Source organism: Pseudomonas putida (assembly GCF_001941965.1).
GTDB classification, from domain to species: domain Bacteria; phylum Pseudomonadota; class Gammaproteobacteria; order Pseudomonadales; family Pseudomonadaceae; genus Aquipseudomonas; species Aquipseudomonas putida_L.
In genome coordinates this window covers 1-16301 of the sequence record NZ_MKZO01000001.1, presented here as the reverse complement: position 1 = coordinate 16301, position 16301 = coordinate 1, and the positions used below count along the sequence as shown (strand labels likewise).

Sequence of the window (16301 nt, the reverse complement as noted above, 5' to 3'; positions counted from 1 at the left end):
TTGCCGGCGATGAGGCCAGTGGGGTCACTACAGGGTCTATGAAATAACTCTTTACAAGGATCCACCCCGGGCCCTATCTTTCTGCCTCGGCCACAGGAGTGGCCAGCGTCGCTCGGACGGTTCCGGGCGCTTACGTCTTCGAGGAAATCATGGCCGAACAAGGTTCGCCGCGCCGCTTTGCGCGCATCGATCGTCTCCCCCCCTACGTCTTCAACATCACCGCCGAACTCAAGATGGCCGCGCGCCGTCGTGGCGAGGACATCATCGACCTGAGCATGGGCAACCCCGACGGGGCCACGCCGCCGCACATCGTCGAGAAGCTGGTGCAGGTCGCCCAGCGTGAAGACACCCACGGCTATTCCACTTCCCGAGGCATCCCCCGCCTGCGCCGCGCGATTTCGCGCTGGTACGAGGAACGCTACAAGGTCGAGATCGACCCCGAGAGCGAAGCCATCGTCACCATCGGCTCCAAGGAAGGCCTGGCACACCTGATGCTGGCCACACTGGACCACGGCGACACGGTGCTGGTGCCCAACCCCAGCTACCCGATCCATATCTACGGTGCCGTGATCGCCGGCGCCCAGGTGCGTTCGGTGCCGCTGGTCCCGGGCGTGGACTTCTTCGCCGAGCTGGAGCGGGCTATCCGCGAATCCATTCCGAAACCGAAGATGATGATCCTCGGCTTCCCCTCGAACCCTACGTCGCAGTGCGTGGAGCTGGACTTCTTCGAGCGGGTGGTGGAACTGGCCAAGCAGTATGGCGTGCTGGTGATTCACGACCTGGCCTACGCCGACATCGTCTACGACGGCTGGAAAGCCCCGTCGATCATGCAGGTGCCAGGCGCCAAGGACATCGCGGTGGAGTTCTTCACCCTGTCCAAGAGCTACAACATGGCCGGCTGGCGGATCGGCTTCATGGTCGGCAACCCGGAGCTGGTCAGCGCCCTGGCGCGGATCAAGAGCTACCACGACTACGGCACTTTCACCCCGCTGCAGGTCGCGGCCATCGCGGCGCTCGAAGGCGACCAGCAGTGCGTGCGCGACATCGCCGAGCAGTACCGCCAGCGCCGCAACGTACTGGTCAAGGGCCTGCACGAGATCGGCTGGATGGTCGAGAACCCCAAGGCGTCCATGTACGTCTGGGCCAAGATCCCCGAGCAGTACCAGCACCTCGGCTCCCTGGAGTTCTCCAAGAAGCTGCTGGCCGAGGCCAAGGTCTGCGTGTCGCCGGGTATCGGTTTCGGTGACTACGGCGACGATCATGTGCGTTTCGCCCTGATCGAGAACCAGGATCGCATCCGCCAGGCCGTGCGTGGCATCCGCCAGATGTTCCGGGCCGACGGCATCGAGCCGCCGAAGACGGCCAGGCCGGCCAAGGTCTGAGGCCCTCCTGAAAAGGCCCGAAGCCCCCGTCATACGGGCGCTTCGGGCCTTTTGCATTCCGTCGGTCGGGCGCCGGAATTTCTTTTCGTCACCCCCTTCTCAACGGCGTTGCAACGCATAGAATTGGCGACGGGATTCTCCCCATAACAATTCTTCCCCCCGTCTCCCGACATCATGTCCGATACCCATCCTTGCTTGAGTTGTGGCGCCTGCTGCGCGCATTTCCGTGTGTCCTTCTTCTGGGGCGAGTGCACCTCGGCCGGCGGCTGCGTGCCGGACGACCTGGTGGTGCAGATCACCCCGAGCCGGGTCGCGATGATCGGTACCGACGCCAAGCCGGCGCGGTGCATTTCCCTGTCCGGCGAGGTGGGCAAGGCGGTGGCCTGCACCATGTACGAACAGCGCTCCAGCCCCTGCCGGGAGTTCGATGCTTCCTGGGAACACGGCGAGCACAACCCGCGCTGTGACGATGCCCGGGCGGCCCATGGGCTGCCGCCGTTGCAACCGTTCGATTTCGATATGGGTTCGACGGCGGCCTGAGTCGCTACTGGCTGGAGCGGGTGCCCCACTGCACCACCAGCATGCCCACCACGATCAGCCCGACCCCCAGCAGTCGGGCCAGGTTCACCGGGCGTTCTGGCAGGCCCATCAAGCCCCACTGGTCGATGGCCAGCGACGACAGCACCTGGCCGGCGATCACGCAGACGATAAAGCCCGCCGCCCCCAGCTTCGGCGTGAGGATCAGCGCCGCAGTGATGTAGACCACCCCCGCCACACCCCCGAACCATGCCCACCACGGCGCCTGGGCCAGTGCGCCGAGCTGCGGCAGCGGTGCGCGCATCAGCCATAGCGCCGGCAGCACCATCAGTACGCTGACCGACAGTGAAATCAGCGCGGCCCACAACGGATGGCCGAGCAATCGACCGAGTGCAGCGTTGCTCCCGGCCTGGAACGGCACGGCAGCGCCTGCGACCAGGGCGACCAGCGGCAGCAGCACGACGGCAGGGGCGAGGTTGAGATTCATGGCGGACTCCTTGATACGCACGATGGGCATAAGGCAGTCTTGGTTATCCACAGGCTGGATGGAAATTCGAAATCTGCACAGGGACTATTCGTCAGATGGATGATCTACGGCGTATCGACCTCAATCTGTTGCTCACCCTGCATGCCCTGCTGGCCGAGCAGCATGTGTCCCGCGCCGCCCTGCGCCTGCATCGCAGCCAGCCGGCGGTGAGCCATGCCCTGGCGCAGTTGCGCGAGATCTTTGCCGATCCGTTGCTGGTGAGGCGGGGAGGGCGTTTGCAGCCCACCGCCCGTGCCCTGGAGCTGGCCCAGCCACTGCGGGAAGCGTTGCAGCAACTTGATGCCCTGCTCAGCAGCCCGGGTTTCGATCCGCTAAAAGCGCGGCGCAGCTTTCGCCTGGCGATGTCGGACTATGGCGCGCGGGTCGTCCTGCCACGACTGGTTCGTGCCCTGCGCATCGAGGCGCCGGAGGTGGATCTGGTGGTGACCCAGGGCAGTCGCGAAGCCATGCTCAGCCAGCTGTTCGATGGCGAGATCGACCTGGCGCTCGGCGTCTTTCCCACCCTGGTCGCGCCCTTGCGCGCGGAGAATCTGTTCGAGGAGAGCTTCGCCTGCCTCGCCGACCGTGGCACCCTGCCGGCCCGGGGCGGTTTGAGCTTGCCGGAGTGGCTGGCCCGTCCCCATGTGCTGGTGGCGATGCGCCCCGGGACCGACAACGAGATCGACCTGGCCCTGGCGGCGCTGGGCGAGCAGCGGCGGGTTGCACTGTCGATGCCGCACTGGATCGCGGCGACCGAGGTGCTGGCAGGGACCGACCTGATCCTGACCGTGGCCCGGCGCAATCTGTTGCGACCGCCTCGTGGGCTACGCTGTTTCGCACCGCCGCTGCCGATCCGCGCTTTTGGCTTCCAGCAGGCCTGGCATGAGCGCCGCGAAGGTGATGCCGCTCACCGCTGGCTGCGCGGACAAGTGATGCGCGCCTGCCTGCTGGACCCCGTTGAATCCTGAATCACACCACATGGAGTTTGCCGATGAACCTTCGAATCCTCGCCCTGGCTTTGCTCGCGGCCAGCCCGCTGGCCCAGGCCGACAGCTACAGCCAGTGCATGAAGGGCGCCATGACCACAGTGTCCATGCGCGAATGTTCCGGCGCCGAGCTCAAGCGTCAGGATGACCTGTTGAACAAGCACTACAAGGTGGCCATGGCCAGCCTCGGGGAAGAGCAGAAGGGCAAGCTGCGCGATGCCCAGCGCAAGTGGGTGGCGTACCGGGATGCCAATTGCGGGATGTACTACACGATGACGGGCGGGACTATCGACCAGCTCAACGGGATTGGCTGTGAGGTGGATATGACCAAACAGCGGGCCGGGGAGCTGGAGAACTTGCCGAAGTATTGAGGGTGTTCTTCAGGCCCTCATCGCTGGCAAGCCAGCTCCCACAGGTTCAGCGGTGCACGCGATACCTGTGGGAGCTGGCTTGCCAGCGATGAGGGCCGAAAGAGCAAAGAAAAAGCCCCTGACCACAAGGCCAGGGGCTTTCTCATTTACCGTCTCGCGTTGCTGTTTTACGTTCAGCCCAGACGCTCGAGGAATTCCTCTTGCAGCAGCGCGTCATTGGCGCTGATCTCTTGCTGGGTGACGGCGCGTTTGCTGCGCAGTTTGCCGTAGAAGTGCTCCAGGGCGTTGTTCAGTTTCAGTGCGGCACCCTCGACGGCCTGCTCCAGGCTGGCGGCCTTGTGGGTAACGGAAATTGGGTGATGGCCTTTTGGGCGTGCCTCCATCTGGCAGCGTTTGTCGTGGGGACCGGCCTTGTCGCCGTTCTCGTCCCTCAAGTGGACTTCGACCCGGGTGACGCCGTCGTCGAAGCGTTCGAGCGTGCTTTCAACCGTGCTGCGTACCCACTGCTCCAGACGGATGTTGCCTTGAATATGGTTGTCGCTATTGACCTGGATTTGCATGATTCCAATCCTTATTCAGCTAGCTCACAAGAGACACCCGAGGCTGGGTTGCCTGGGAATTCGTTGTCTCTTGCTTACAACTTCGGGCAGATCGGAACAGATTTCAACCCCCTAAAAAATAAAAATATTTTGTTTCAAGTGGGTTGGAAAATAGGGTTAGGATCAGGGAGATAAGTTGCCTGGACCGGCCTCATCGCTGGCAAGCCAGCTCCCACAAGGTCCCCACAAAACTTCAGCCTTGTGCGCTGTACCTGTGGGAGCTGGCTTGCCAGCGATGATCTTCAGAACGCCACGGAAGTCTGCAGGTACACCGTCCGCGGTTCCCCCACATACTTGCCCTTGTTGTTGTCATCGAACGACCGGGTGAAGTACTCGCGATTGAACAGGTTCTTCACCCCCACCGCCACGTTCAGGTCCGACAATTGCGGCCCGAAGTCATACGCTGCGCGGGTGCTGAACAGCATGTACCCCGGGATCCGCCCGTTGGCGCCATCGGCCGTTTCCTGCGAGGTGTTGGCGTTGTCGGCGAACTGGTCGCTCTGGTAGGTGCTGTCCAGGTTCAGCTTCCACGGCCCCTCGGTGTAACCCACGCCCAGGGTGCCCTTGTGCCGCGACGAGAACGGCACGCGGTTGCCCTTGTTCGCCCCGTCCTCGCGGATGGTCGCGTCGACGAAGGCGTAGCTGGCATACACATCGAAACCGGCCAGCGCCGGGGCGACGTCATCGAGGGCATATTTCACGCTGGTCTCGAAGCCCTGATGGCGGGTTTCACCGCGGGCGATGACGCTGTCGTTGGTCTGGTTGCTTTCGTACTGGTTGTCGAAGTTGATGAGGAACAGGCCGGCTTCTGCCTGCAAGTTGCCGTTATCGTAGCGGGTGCCGATTTCCCAGGTGCGCGCCTTTTCCGGCTTCACTTCACCCAGGTCGACGCGGTTCGGCATCTGGCTGTACTGCACGCTGCCGAACGAGCCTTCGGTGTTGGCGTAGAGGTTCCAGCTCTCGCTCAGGTGGTACATCACGTTGAGCGCTGGCAGGGCGGTGTTGTAGCTGCCCTGGTAGTCCTTGCCGGTGAGATTGTTGTTCTGCCGCGAGTCGATCATCTCGTAGCGTATGCCCGGGGTGATGGTCCACTGGCCGATGTCGATGCGGTCATCCAGGTACAGCGCGTGGGCTTCGGTGGCGCCACGGGTGTCGCGGTCGTTGCGGCTGCCGGTGGTCGGCAGGCGGTTGGCGCTGACCGCTTCCATGAAGCGCAGCTCGTGCCCGGCCTCGTTGACGTAGCGGTAGCCCAGGCCGACTTCGTGATGGCTGTCACCGAGGGCGAAGCCCTGGGTGAAGCGGGTCTCGATACCGCGCACCCAGTACTCGCGCGGCGACAGCGAGATCGAGCTGCCCTGGCGCAGGTAGCCGCTGCGCAGGGTCTTGGTGAAGAAGCTGTTGACGCTGAACTGGCGCTCGCCTTCCTTGTAGTCGTAGCCGGCGTTGAACATCGTCCGGCGGCCCCAGAACTCGTCCACCAGGCGGGTCGACTGGTACGGGTCGGCATCGTAGTCGGCCACGCTCAGGCCGCCGGGCATCTGCGCTTCGCCGTCGTAGTACTGGGCCATGGCGTGCAGGCTGTTGGCTTCGTCGAGCTGGAATTTGCCCTTGAGGATCAGGTCGTCGATGCGCGTATCGCTGTGCTCGCGCCAGTCGCCGCCACGGGTGCCGGAGTACAGGATGGCGCCGCCCAGGCCGTTGTCGGCAGTGCCGCCGGCGAGCAGGTTGGCGTTGCTCTTGAAGCCGTCGTGGCTGGACGACGGGCTGGTCTGGGTCTGCAGGCCGGCCTTGACGGTCGGCTCGTCGGGGATGGCGCGGGTCACGAAGTTGACGATACCGCCGACGTTCTGCGGCCCGTAGCGCACCGCGCCGCCACCGCGCACCACGTCCACCGCATCCATGTTGCCCATGCTGATTGGCGCGAAGGACAGTTGTGGCTGGCCGTAAGGCGCGAAGGGCACCGGGATGCCGTCCATCAGCACCGTGGAGCGCGAGGCCAGGCGCGGGTTGAGGCCGCGGATGCCGAAGTTCAGCGCCAGGTCGTGGCTGCCGGTGCCGTTGTTTTCCGGCGCGTTGACGCCGGGGATGCGGTTGAGCACTTCCCGGGCGCTGCTGGCGCCGGTGCGTTCGAATTCTTCACGACGGATCACGTCCCGGGCCCCGGGGTGTTCGAAGACGTTGTCCTGCTGCGCATCGCCGAGCCAGTCGCCCACCACGTTGGACACGCCCAGTTCCAGCGGGGCGTTGGCGGCGGGGCTGATGGGTTGCAGGCTGAAGGCGTTGTCGCCTTCGGCGCGGGCTTGCAGGCCGGTGCCTTCGAGCAGTGCGGCAAGGCCCTGGGCCGGGGTGAAATCACCGCTCAGGCCGCGGCTCTGCACACCCTGGGTGACTTCCGAACCGAAGGAGATCAGCACGCCGCTTTCCCGGCCGAACTGGTTCAGGGCGCTCTCCAGGGACATGGGCGCGATGTGGTAGCTGCGCGCCGGGGTGTCGGCGGCCTGGGCCTGGGTGACGCCGGCGAAGGTCAGGAGCAGGGCGAGGGCAAGGGGGCTGGGGCGGAAGGGCATTGCACAGGATCCTTGAGAAGGGCAGGGCGGAAGGGTTCTGTCTTCTCTGTCACGCGAGGTGGGGAAAACGGCTCACCGGGTTTGAAAATAATTTTTGTGGGGTTCTCTCGGGCCCTATCGCTGGCAAGCCAGCTCCCACAGGGTTCAGCAGCGCCGCGGACACTGTGGGAGCTGGCTTGCCAGCGATGAGGCCCTCAAGTCAGGCCCTGGCCTCGACCGTCACCCAATACCGGGTAAAGCGCTTGACCCTCACCGGCAACGCCACCTCCAGCAAATCCAGGATCCGCTCGCTGTCCGCCAGTGGATAACTCCCCGACACCAGCAACCGCGCCACCGCCGGATCACAATTGAGCTGCCCGCGCCGATAACGCCCCAGCTCCTCGAGGAACTCCCCCAGCGGCATATGCGCCGCCACCAGCATCCCGTCGACCCACGCCCCGCTGTTGGCATCCAGCGCCGTGCGCACGCTCCAGCCGGCTTCGTCGAAGCGCGCCTGATGCCCGCTCTCGAGCATTTCCCCGGCCAGCCCGGCCCGTCCCTGGAACACCGCCACGCCGGTATGCCCGGCCCACTGGCGCACATTGAAACGCCCGGCCGACAGGTCCAGCAGCCCATTGCGCGTCAGCACCCGCAACGGCCGCTGCTCCTGCGCCACCGTCAGCATCATCTCGCCGTTCAGCAGATGCACCAGGCGCTGCGCGCCATCGAAACGCACATCGGCGGCGCTGGCCGTGTTTAGCTGCAACTGGCTGCCATCGTCCAGCTGCATCTTCCGGCGCTGGCCCAGCGGGCTGCGGTAGTCCGCCATCAACGGCGTGTCGCTGACCTTCACACCCAAGCCCACTGCACTGCCGGCGCCCAGGATCAGCAGCATCTTCAACGCCCGTCGCCGCCCCGCCGAAGCCGGTGCCTGCAAGGTGGCATGGGCCAGCGGCGAGGAGATCCCGCTCAAGCGCTGGTTTACCCGCTGGATATGCGCCCAGGCCTGGCGATTTTCTTCGCTGGCCTGCAACCAGCGCTCCATGGCCAGTTGCTGGCGGTGGTCGAGGGTGCCGCCCTGGATCTCGATCAGCCAGTGCACGGCCTGTTCGGCCACCTGCGGGGAAAAGGCGGGGTTGTTCACAGGGCGAAATAACAGCGCATGGCCGCCTTGTTCAGGTGACGTTTCACCGTAGCCAGGGAAATGCCCAGCTCGGCAGCGATTTCGTTGTAGGTCAGGCCATCGACCTGGGCCAGCAGGAAGGCGCGCTTGACCTGGGCGGGCAGGCCATCGAGCAGGCGATCCAGCTCCATCAGGGTGTCGAAGATGATCGCCCGTTCTTCTTCCGACGGCGCGACTTCCTCGGGCAACTGTGCCAGGGCCTGCAGATAGGCGCGCTCCAGTTCCTGGCGCCGGTAGTGGTTGAACAGCACGCGCTTGGCCACCGTGGTGAGGAAGGCCCGGGGCTCGTTCAGCGCTGGGGTGTCCCGGGCCTGAAGCAGGCGCATGAAGGTGTCCTGGGCGAGGTCCGCAGCGTTGTGCGGGCAGCCAAGACGCCGCCGCAGCCAGCCGGTGAGCCAGCCGTGATGCTCGTGGTAGAGGCCTTCCAGCGAAGTCGAAAGCAAGGGAGGGGCGCTGCGCACCGTGCACACTCCGGGCGCCAGGATGCGCAACAGAATAAGAATTGTTCGCATTGTATGTGCGGAAACCGCGTGCCGGCAATCGGACAATGATCAGCGGCCCGTCAGACAGCTTTGATTGTGAGAATCCTTATCATTTATATTGAGCGCCTTTTCCGCCCCGGACACCCCGTGATGAAGAGCAAAGCCGCCGGCTTGCCCCTGAGTTATCGCCTCGCCGTGACCTCCCGCTGCCTCGCCGCGCTGCTGGGTGGCTACCTGCTGGCGGCCATGGCAGGCATGCTCCTGGCGCAGTGGCTGCCCCTGCCCAGAGCCGAAGCGGTGCAGCTCGGCATGATGAGTTCGTTCCTGTTCTACCTCGGCGCGTTCATCTGGGCCTTCGCCACCCACAGCGCCTGGCGTGCCTGGGCGGGCATCCTGTTGCCGAGCCTGGTGCTGGGCGTGATCAATGGAGTGACGTACTGGATGGCGATGCCATGAAAGAGGGCTTCCGCCAGGCGATGGCCTGGCTGCACACCTGGGCCGGGCTGATTTTCGGCTGGCTGCTGTTCGCGATTTTTCTCACCGGGACCATGTCCTACTTCAAGCCCGAGATCACCCGCTGGAGCCAGCCGGAAGTGCCCGCACGCGCGCTGGATATCCCGCTGGCCCTGGGCAAGGCCCAGGAGTATCTGCAACGCAACGCCGCCGAGGCGCCGAGCTGGTTCATCCAGGTGCCGGACGAGCGCAGCCCCGGTGTCACGGTCGGCTGGCGCGGCGGCGATGGCCCGCGTGGCTTCACCCGCAAGACCCTGGATGCCCAGACCGGCGAGGAAGTGCTCGCCCGTGAAACCCGTGGCGGCGAGTTCTTCTACCGCTTCCATTTCCAACTGGAAATGCCCTATCCGTGGGGCCGCTGGCTGGCGACCTTCGCCGCGCTGATGATGCTGGTGGGCCTGGTCACCGGGATCATCACCCACAAGAAGATCTTCAAGGAGTTCTTCACCTTCCGCCCCGGCAAGGGCCAGCGCTCCTGGCTCGACGGCCACAACGCCATCGGCGTGCTGGTGCTGCCGTTCCACCTGATGATCAGCTACAGCAGCCTGGTGATCTTCATGTACATGGTCATGCCGGCGCCGATCCTGGCCAGCTACGACAACCAGGACAGCTATTTCGCCGAAGTCTTCGGCGGGCGTGACACGGTCAAGGCCTCGGGCGAGAAATTGCCTCTGCAACCGCTGCCGGAGCTGTACCAGCGGGTGCTGGCGCAGGCACCGGAGACCAAGATCATCTGGCTCGACGTGCAGCGCCCGGGCGATCGCAATGCCCAGGTGCTGTTCATTCCCGATGGGCATGAACGCGTCTCGATGCAGCGCGGCGCCGGCTGGCGCTTCAACGGTGCCGACGGCAGCCTCGCCTGGAGCGCGCGCCCGGAAAGTGTCGCCAGCATCATCAACGGCGGTTTCTACGGCTTGCATATGGCCACCTTCGCCGGCCCGCTGCTGCGCTGGCTGTACTTCTTCTTCGGCCTCGCCGGCACGGCGGTGATCGGCACCGGCCTGGTGATGTGGCTCGGCAAGCGCCAGCTCAAGCACGCCAAGAGCGGCACCCAGCCGTTCGAACTGCGCCTGGTGGAAGTACTGAACATCGCCAGCATGAGCGGCCTGATCCTCGGCGTGGCCGGGTTCTTCTGGGCCAATCGCCTGTTGCCGCTCGGCCTGGAAGGGCGGGCGCAGTGGGAAGTGAATGTGTTCTTCGCGGTCTGGCTGGCGAGCCTGCTGCATGCCGTGCTGCGCCCGGGCCGTCGCGCCTGGGGGGAGCAACTGGCGCTGGCGGCGCTGGCCTGGGCGGCCTTGCCGCTGCTCAACGGGCTGACCACCGGCCAGGGCCTGAACCACTCGATCCCGGCCGGCGACTGGGCCATGGCCGGCTTCGACCTGACCGTGCTGGGCTGTGGCCTGCTGTTCGCCTGGACTGCGGGCAAGATGCTGCGTCCACCGGTACAGGCGCCCAAACGCGCCCCAAAGCCGGCCAAGGCGGCACCCACTGCGACCCTTGAAGCGGAGGCGAGCTGATGCTGGCGATCGCCCTGTTTTCTTTTGCCGGTTGTGCGGCGTTGTGCCTGGCCATGGACAAGCATTTCACTGAGCTGCTTGGACGCAAGCCCCGGCCTGAGCAGTTGCTTGGCCTGCGCGTGATCGGCTGGTTGTTGATGGCCCTGGCCCTCACGGCAGCGGTCAACCACAGCGGCTGGGCCGTGGGCCTGGCGGAGTTGTTCGGCATGCTGATGGCCGGCCTGTGCCTGTGGGTCTTTGCTCTGCCTTATCGCCCGCGCTGGCTGCTCGGCCTGGCCGTGGCAAGCCTGGTAGTGGCACCGTTCTCCGCCCTGGGATTGATCTGAAGCGATGAGCGAACCTCTCGACCTGCCGCCGAACGACGCATCCGCCCGGGCGCGTTTTCTCCAGGTATTCCTGGCCCAGCGCGGGCGCATGGAAAGCCTGGTGAACCGGCGGGTCGGCTGCCGGGCCACGGCGGCGGACCTGGTGCAGGAGCTGTTCCTGCGTTTCTGGCGGCGCCCGCAGGTCGAGATCGAGGCACTGGACAGCTACCTGATGCGCTGCGCCGGCAATATCGCCATCGACCACCTGCGCAGCGAGGGTGTCCGCGAGCGGATCAACGACAACCTCCCCGAGCCGTTGGAGTTGCCGCTGGAAAGCCAGCCCGAGGCGGCTCACGAGGCTACCAGCGACCTGCGCCGGATCGAGGCGGCGCTGCATGCGCTGCCCGAGCGGACCCGGCAGATCTTCCTGCTCAACCGCCTGCATGGCCGCACCTACGGCGAGATCGCCAACAGCGTCGGACTTTCCCAGAGCGCGGTGGAAAAACACATGATGCGCGCCCTCGAAGCCTGCAAGGCGAGTATCGCCAGCGAGCCCGTGCCGTCGCGTAAAGCCCGCAAGCTCGGCGGCCTTGCTGGCGCCGCTTCCGTGGCCCTGATTCTCGCCATGGTTGCCGGCTGGCACCCGGCGGACTGGCTGCGGGACCTTGGCGCGCACTATGTGGCCCCGGTGGGACAACTGCGCGCCGTGACCCTGGCCGACAACTCGCAACTGATGCTGGATGCCGATACCGCCATCAGCGTCGATTTCAGCCATGGCCAGCGCCGTATCGAGGTGCGCCGTGGTGCGGTGTTCTTCCATGTCACCCATACCGGCCAGCCGTTCATCGTCGAGACCGAAGGCGGGCGTACCGAAGTTCTTGGCACGCAGTTCGAGGTGCGCCAGCAGGCGCATGGGGCGCAGGTCACGGTGCTGTCCGGACGGGTCGGGGTCACCGCCGCCGAGGGCGAGGCGCAGCAGGTGCTTACCGCCAACCAGCAGGTCGAGTACCACGACGGCCATGCCGGGCCGGTGCACGGCGTCGACAGCGAAGGCCGCCTGGCCTGGCGCCAGGGCTGGCTGAACTATTACCAGGTGCCGCTGAGCCAGGTGGTGGACGACCTGGCCCGCTACTACCCGGGGCGGATCATCCTGCTCGACCGCGAACTCGGTGCGCGCAAGGTCAGCGGTAGCTTCCCCGGCAACGACCCGCTGGCGGCCCTCGATGCCCTCGGCGCAGTGGCCGGCTTCGAGCGCCACACCCTGTTGGGCCGGGTCACCCTGTTGCGCTGAACATTTTTTGAAAAAATTGATGAGGTACTTCGCAGCGACATCCGTGTAGTGAATGGAAGTGCGATTTATTCGCATACATGACGGTTCATTCACAGGTTCATCGGCATGAAGGCACATAGCGTTTCACTGGGTTTGGCGGCGGGGCTGATGGTGCTGCCGGCGTTTGCCGCGGAGCAGGTCGAGCAGGTCTATCAGTTCGACGTGGCGGGCAAGCCGCTGCCCCAGGCCCTGGCCGAGTTCAGCCGGATCACCGGGCAGAGCGTGGTCTACACCGTCGATCTCTCCAGCCTCAAGGCGCCGGCCCTGAACGATCGCCTGGGTGCCGAGGCGGCGCTGCTGCGGCTGTTGCAGGGTTCCGGCTTCGGCTACCGCCGGGTCAACGCCCGTACCTTGACCCTGGAACCCCTGGCGCAGGACGGCACCCTCAACCTGCAGGCCACCAGCATCGTCTCCCAGGCGGACAGTGTCGGCAGTTATGCCCAACCGCCAACCACCTCGATCATGCGCGGCTCGGCGTCGAGCATGGAGATTCCGCAGGCGATCAACGTGGTGCCGGAGCAGGTGCTCAAGGACCAGACCCCGCGCAACCTCGACGATGCCCTGTACAACGTCAGCGGCATCACCCAGGGCAACAACTTCGGCGGCACGTCCGACACCGTGATGAAGCGTGGCTTCGGCGACAACCGCGACGGTTCGATCATGCGCGACGGCATGCCCATCGTGCAGGGCCGCAGCCTCAATGCCACCACCGAGCGGGTCGAAGTGCTCAAGGGCCCGGCCTCGTTGCTGTACGGCATCCAGGACCCGGGCGGGGTGATCAACGTGGTCAGCAAGCGTCCGCAGTTGCAGAGCTACAACGCCCTCAACCTGCGCGGTTCGACCTACGGCGAAGGCAAGAACGGCAGCGGCGGCGGGCTCGACAGCACCGGCGCGCTGGGCGACAGCGGCCTGGCCTATCGCCTGGTGCTCGACCACGAGGACGAGGGCTACTGGCGCAACTACGGCGTGCACCGCGAATCGCTGGTGGCGCCGTCCCTGGCCTGGTATGGCGAGAACACCCAGGTGCAGTTGGCCTATGAGCACCGTGAGTTCCTCTACCCGTTCGACCGTGGTACTGCAATCGACCCGAACACCAATCGCCCGCTGAACATCCCCGCCGAGCGTCGCCTCGACGAGCCGTTCAACGATATGGAAGGGCGCTCGGACCTGTATCGCCTGGAGATCGACCACCAGTTTTCCGATGACTGGAAGGCTCACTTCGGCTACAGCTTCAACCGCGAGACCTACGATGCCAGTCAGGTGCGGGTGACCGGGGTGAACGCTGCCCGCGGCACGTTGACCCGGAGTATCGATGGCACCCACGGTGCATTGAGCACCGACCGGTTCGCCACCCTCAGTTTCGACGGCAAGGTGCAGGTCGCCGGCTTGCAGAACGACCTGCTGTTCGGTCTGGACAGCGAGTACCGCAAGATCTACCGCTCCGACCTGATCCGCCAGACCAGCCGCAGTACCTTCAGCTACGTCAATCCGGTGTATGGCCGCGAAGTCGAGGGCACCACGGTCCGCGCCAGCGACAGCGCGCAGACCGACAAGCTGCGCAACGATGCGCTGTTCTTCCAGGACTCGCTGCACCTCGACGAGCACTGGATCCTGGTGGCCGGCGCGCGCTGGCAGACCTACGACCAGTACGCCGGGCGCGGGCGGCCCTTCACGGCCAACACCGACAACAAGGACCAGGCCTGGGTGCCGCATGCCGGGGTGGTCTACAAGGTCGACGACACCCTGTCGCTGTATGGCAGCTACAGCGAATCCTTCAAGCCCAACTCCAGCATCGCGCCGCTCACCGGTGGCCTGGTCCTGGACTCGGCGATCGCGCCGGAGGAGGGCAAGTCCTGGGAAATCGGCGCCAAGCTCGACCTGCCGAATTCGCTCAGCGCCACGGTCGCGCTGTTCGATATCACCAAGCGCAACGTGCTGGTGTCCAACTTCGACAGCAGCACCGGTGACACGCTGTACAGCGCGGCGGGCGAGGTGAAATCCCGTGGTCTGGAAATGGATGTCAGCGGCCAGTTGAGCGAGCGCTGGAGCCTGATCGGCAGCTATGCCTACACCGACGCGGAAGTGACCAAGGACCCGGACTACAAGGGCAATCGCCTGCAGAACGTGGCGAAGCACAGTGGTTCGTTGTCGGCGGTGTATGACTTCGGCAGCGTGCTGGGTGGTGATCGCCTGCGCATGGGCGCCGGGGCGCGGTATGTCGGTGAGCGGGCGGGGAATGCGGTGAATGACTTCGACCTGCCGTCGTACACCGTGGCGGATGCCTTTGCCAGTTACGAGACGAAGCTGGACGAGCACAAGGTGCGCTTCCAGTTGAACGTGAAGAACCTGTTCGACAAGACCTACTACACCTCGGCGGTGAACAGGTACTTCGTGGCGATCGGGGATGCGCGGCAGGTCAGTCTGTCGAGCACGCTGGAGTTCTGATTCTTGCAGTGACCTTCAGGGCCTCATCGCTGGCAAGTCGGGGCGCCGAACCGCAGCTCCCACAGGTTCAGCGGTGCTCTGGGGATTTGTGCTGTGCCTTACAGCACAGGTTCAGCGGTGCATGCGATCCCTGTGGGAGCTGGCTTGCCAGCGATAGGGCCCTCAAAACCAAAGAAAAAATCAGCGGCCCAGCGCCAGTCTGTAGGCCCCCGGAGTCGCCCCCACCGCCTGCCGGAACCGGTTGCTGAAATGACTGGCACTGGCAAACCCGCACATCAGCGCCACCTCGCCCAGCGGCAGGTCCCCGCCGGCCAGCAACTCCCGGGCCTTGGCCAGCCTGCGGGCCAGCAGATACTGATGCGGCGGCAAGCCGAAGCTCTCGCGGAACATCCGCGCAAAGTGGTACTCCGACAAACTGCACAACCCCGCCAGCTCACCCAGCCCGATCGACTCGTCCAGATGCCCCTCGATGTAGTCCGCCAGTTGCCGCCGTTGATGCGGTGCCAGGCCGCCCTTCAAGCGCAACCCGTCGCGCAACCCGACCTGACTGAGAATTGCATGGCTGAGGATCTCGTTCGCCAGGCTGCTGGTCAGCAAGCGTTCCCCCGGCTCCTCCCAGTTCAGCGCAATCAACTGGCGAAAGCGCTGCGCCTGCTGCGCATCCTCGACGAAATCCGCCTCGCGCAACTGCAACTCCCGGGGCTCACGATCCAGCAAGGTGACGCAGCCCAGGGCGAACTGCTCCTCGCTGATATACAGGTGGGCCAGACGAATGTTGCCGTTGACGATCCAGTTTGATACGCACCCGGCCGGCATGATGCACAGCTTGTCCGGCGCGCCCTTGCGTTCGGGCTGGCCGCGGCGGAAGGTGCCGGTGCCGTCGGCGATGTAGCAGGACAGGGTGTGATGGTTCGGCGCCTCGTAGTCCCGCGCGTCATGCCGGTTGCTCCACAATGCCGCCGCCATGCCCTCGCCCAGCAGCGCGCTGGTTTCCAGGCGGGCGTGGGGCGAAGCATTCATGGACTTGAACACTTGCAATTGGTCGAGCGCGGTCATGATGGCTACCTCCGACGCCATCCTACGCCGTGGATACGGGTCTGACAGCCCGGCAGCCGATAAAAGCGCAAGTTTGTGCAAGCGGCCGAACCGGGATGAGCCGGAGACTGAAGGCCATCGTAGGAGCCTTCGCCATGAACCTGTCGCTGTATCTGCTCACCGTCCTGATCTGGGGCACCACCTGGATCGCCCTGAAACTGCAACTCGGGGTGGTCGCCATTCCGGTGTCCATCGTCTATCGCTTCGCCCTGGCGGCGCTGGTGCTGTTCGCCTTCCTGTTGCTCAGCCGCAAGCTGCAGCCGATGAACCGGCGCGGGCACCTGGTCTGCGTGGCCCAGGGGCTGTGCCTGTTCTGCCTGAACTTCATGTGCTTCCTCACCGCCAGCCAGTGGGTGACCACCGGGCTGATCGCCGTGGTGTTCTCCACTGCGACCCTGTGGAACGCGCTGAATGCCCGGGTGTTCTTCGGGCAGAAGATTGCCGCCAATGTGCTGTTCGGCGGGGCGTTGGGGCTTGCGGGGCT

At 65.1% G+C, this 16301-nt stretch carries 16 protein-coding genes; 10 read left to right on the top strand and 6 right to left on the bottom strand.

What is annotated here, in order from left to right:
• Positions 1-149 precede the first annotated feature (149 nt).
• On the top strand, positions 150-1382 hold the full coding sequence (gene alaC / locus PSEMO_RS00080; protein WP_075801171.1) for an alanine transaminase: 1233 nt from the start codon (positions 150-152) through the stop codon (positions 1380-1382).
• Positions 1383-1556: 174 nt separating this feature from the next.
• A complete protein-coding gene (locus tag PSEMO_RS00075; RefSeq protein WP_075801170.1) occupies positions 1557-1922 on the top strand; it encodes a YkgJ family cysteine cluster protein in 366 nt (121 codons plus the stop codon).
• A 4-nt stretch (positions 1923-1926) separates the two neighbouring features.
• Here PSEMO_RS00075 and PSEMO_RS00070 read toward each other — a convergent pair whose 3' ends face one another.
• Positions 1927-2406, bottom strand: coding sequence for a DMT family transporter (locus PSEMO_RS00070; RefSeq protein WP_075801290.1), 480 nt, complete (start codon positions 2404-2406; stop codon positions 1927-1929).
• 95 nt (positions 2407-2501) lie between these two features.
• On the opposite strand from PSEMO_RS00070, the gene PSEMO_RS00065 reads away from it, so the two are divergent.
• Both PSEMO_RS00065 and PSEMO_RS00060 read left to right on the top strand, forming a co-directional pair.
• Positions 2502-3413, top strand: a complete 912-nt coding sequence (locus tag PSEMO_RS00065; RefSeq protein WP_075801169.1) for a LysR family transcriptional regulator — start codon at positions 2502-2504, stop codon at positions 3411-3413.
• Between the two features lie 23 nt (positions 3414-3436).
• The gene (locus PSEMO_RS00060) at positions 3437-3802 is read left to right on the top strand and encodes a lysozyme inhibitor LprI family protein (RefSeq protein ID WP_075801168.1); all 366 of its coding nucleotides are present in this window, start codon (positions 3437-3439) and stop codon (positions 3800-3802) included.
• A 173-nt stretch (positions 3803-3975) separates the two neighbouring features.
• Here PSEMO_RS00060 and PSEMO_RS00055 read toward each other — a convergent pair whose 3' ends face one another.
• The 4 genes from PSEMO_RS00055 to PSEMO_RS00040 form a co-directional block, all read right to left on the bottom strand.
• Positions 3976-4362, bottom strand: a complete 387-nt coding sequence (locus PSEMO_RS00055) for an HPF/RaiA family ribosome-associated protein (RefSeq protein WP_075801167.1) — start codon at positions 4360-4362, stop codon at positions 3976-3978.
• Between the two features lie 281 nt (positions 4363-4643).
• The gene (fecA, locus tag PSEMO_RS00050) at positions 4644-6968 is read right to left on the bottom strand and encodes a TonB-dependent Fe(3+) dicitrate receptor FecA (RefSeq protein ID WP_075801166.1); all 2325 of its coding nucleotides are present in this window, start codon (positions 6966-6968) and stop codon (positions 4644-4646) included.
• 199 nt (positions 6969-7167) lie between these two features.
• Positions 7168-8091 carry a FecR domain-containing protein gene (locus PSEMO_RS00045; protein ID WP_075801165.1) on the bottom strand — a complete coding sequence of 308 codons (924 nt, stop codon included), beginning with the start codon at positions 8089-8091 and terminating at the stop codon, positions 7168-7170.
• Positions 8088-8591, bottom strand: coding sequence for a sigma-70 family RNA polymerase sigma factor (locus PSEMO_RS00040; RefSeq protein WP_256720904.1), 504 nt, complete (start codon positions 8589-8591; stop codon positions 8088-8090). Before PSEMO_RS00040 ends, PSEMO_RS00045 begins: the two co-directional genes overlap by 4 nt.
• A gap of 171 nt (positions 8592-8762) precedes the next feature.
• On the opposite strand from PSEMO_RS00040, the gene PSEMO_RS00035 reads away from it, so the two are divergent.
• The 5 genes from PSEMO_RS00035 to PSEMO_RS00015 all read left to right on the top strand — a co-directional run bounded on the left by PSEMO_RS00035 (position 8763) and on the right by PSEMO_RS00015 (position 14722).
• A complete protein-coding gene (locus PSEMO_RS00035; protein ID WP_075801163.1) occupies positions 8763-9068 on the top strand; it encodes a DUF3649 domain-containing protein in 306 nt (101 codons plus the stop codon).
• Positions 9065-10642, top strand: a complete 1578-nt coding sequence (locus PSEMO_RS00030) for a PepSY-associated TM helix domain-containing protein (protein WP_075801162.1) — start codon at positions 9065-9067, stop codon at positions 10640-10642. The genes PSEMO_RS00035 and PSEMO_RS00030 overlap by 4 nt, the downstream gene beginning before the upstream one ends.
• On the top strand, positions 10642-10968 hold the full coding sequence (locus tag PSEMO_RS00025; RefSeq protein ID WP_075801161.1) for a DUF3325 domain-containing protein: 327 nt from the start codon (positions 10642-10644) through the stop codon (positions 10966-10968). The genes PSEMO_RS00030 and PSEMO_RS00025 overlap by 1 nt, the downstream gene beginning before the upstream one ends.
• Before the next feature lie 4 nt (positions 10969-10972).
• Entirely contained in the window at positions 10973-12238 is a 1266-nt protein-coding gene (locus PSEMO_RS00020) for a sigma-70 family RNA polymerase sigma factor (RefSeq protein ID WP_075801160.1), read from the top strand.
• 147 nt (positions 12239-12385) lie between these two features.
• Positions 12386-14722 (top strand): TonB-dependent siderophore receptor, encoded by a 2337-nt coding sequence (locus tag PSEMO_RS00015; RefSeq protein ID WP_144443514.1) that lies wholly within the window; start codon positions 12386-12388, stop codon positions 14720-14722.
• Between the two features lie 180 nt (positions 14723-14902).
• On the opposite strand, the gene PSEMO_RS00010 is transcribed toward PSEMO_RS00015, so the two are convergent.
• Positions 14903-15778, bottom strand: a complete 876-nt coding sequence (locus tag PSEMO_RS00010; protein ID WP_075801158.1) for a helix-turn-helix transcriptional regulator — start codon at positions 15776-15778, stop codon at positions 14903-14905.
• Positions 15779-15912: 134 nt separating this feature from the next.
• On the opposite strand from PSEMO_RS00010, the gene PSEMO_RS00005 reads away from it, so the two are divergent.
• On the top strand, positions 15913-16301 hold a 389-nt coding region (locus PSEMO_RS00005; protein WP_178391947.1), incomplete at its 3' end, for an EamA family transporter.

What these genes read in the sequence shown, in the direction of transcription:
- PSEMO_RS00070 (WP_075801290.1), bottom strand. Translation starts at nt 2,406, where the DNA reads ATGAATCTCAACCTCGCCCCTGCCGTCGTGCTGCTGCCGCTGGTCGCC.
- PSEMO_RS00010 (WP_075801158.1), bottom strand. Translation starts at nt 15,778, where the DNA reads ATGACCGCGCTCGACCAATTGCAAGTGTTCAAGTCCATGAATGCTTCG.
- PSEMO_RS00075 (WP_075801170.1), top strand. Translation starts at nt 1,557, where the DNA reads ATGTCCGATACCCATCCTTGCTTGAGTTGTGGCGCCTGCTGCGCGCAT.
- PSEMO_RS00055 (WP_075801167.1), bottom strand. Translation starts at nt 4,362, where the DNA reads ATGCAAATCCAGGTCAATAGCGACAACCATATTCAAGGCAACATCCGT.
- alaC (WP_075801171.1), top strand. Translation starts at nt 150, where the DNA reads ATGGCCGAACAAGGTTCGCCGCGCCGCTTTGCGCGCATCGATCGTCTC.
- fecA (WP_075801166.1), bottom strand. Translation starts at nt 6,968, where the DNA reads ATGCCCTTCCGCCCCAGCCCCCTTGCCCTCGCCCTGCTCCTGACCTTC.
- PSEMO_RS00065 (WP_075801169.1), top strand. Translation starts at nt 2,502, where the DNA reads ATGGATGATCTACGGCGTATCGACCTCAATCTGTTGCTCACCCTGCAT.
- PSEMO_RS00060 (WP_075801168.1), top strand. Translation starts at nt 3,437, where the DNA reads ATGAACCTTCGAATCCTCGCCCTGGCTTTGCTCGCGGCCAGCCCGCTG.
- PSEMO_RS00020 (WP_075801160.1), top strand. Translation starts at nt 10,973, where the DNA reads ATGAGCGAACCTCTCGACCTGCCGCCGAACGACGCATCCGCCCGGGCG.
- PSEMO_RS00030 (WP_075801162.1), top strand. Translation starts at nt 9,065, where the DNA reads ATGAAAGAGGGCTTCCGCCAGGCGATGGCCTGGCTGCACACCTGGGCC.
- PSEMO_RS00035 (WP_075801163.1), top strand. Translation starts at nt 8,763, where the DNA reads ATGAAGAGCAAAGCCGCCGGCTTGCCCCTGAGTTATCGCCTCGCCGTG.
- PSEMO_RS00015 (WP_144443514.1), top strand. Translation starts at nt 12,386, where the DNA reads ATGGTGCTGCCGGCGTTTGCCGCGGAGCAGGTCGAGCAGGTCTATCAG.
- PSEMO_RS00025 (WP_075801161.1), top strand. Translation starts at nt 10,642, where the DNA reads ATGCTGGCGATCGCCCTGTTTTCTTTTGCCGGTTGTGCGGCGTTGTGC.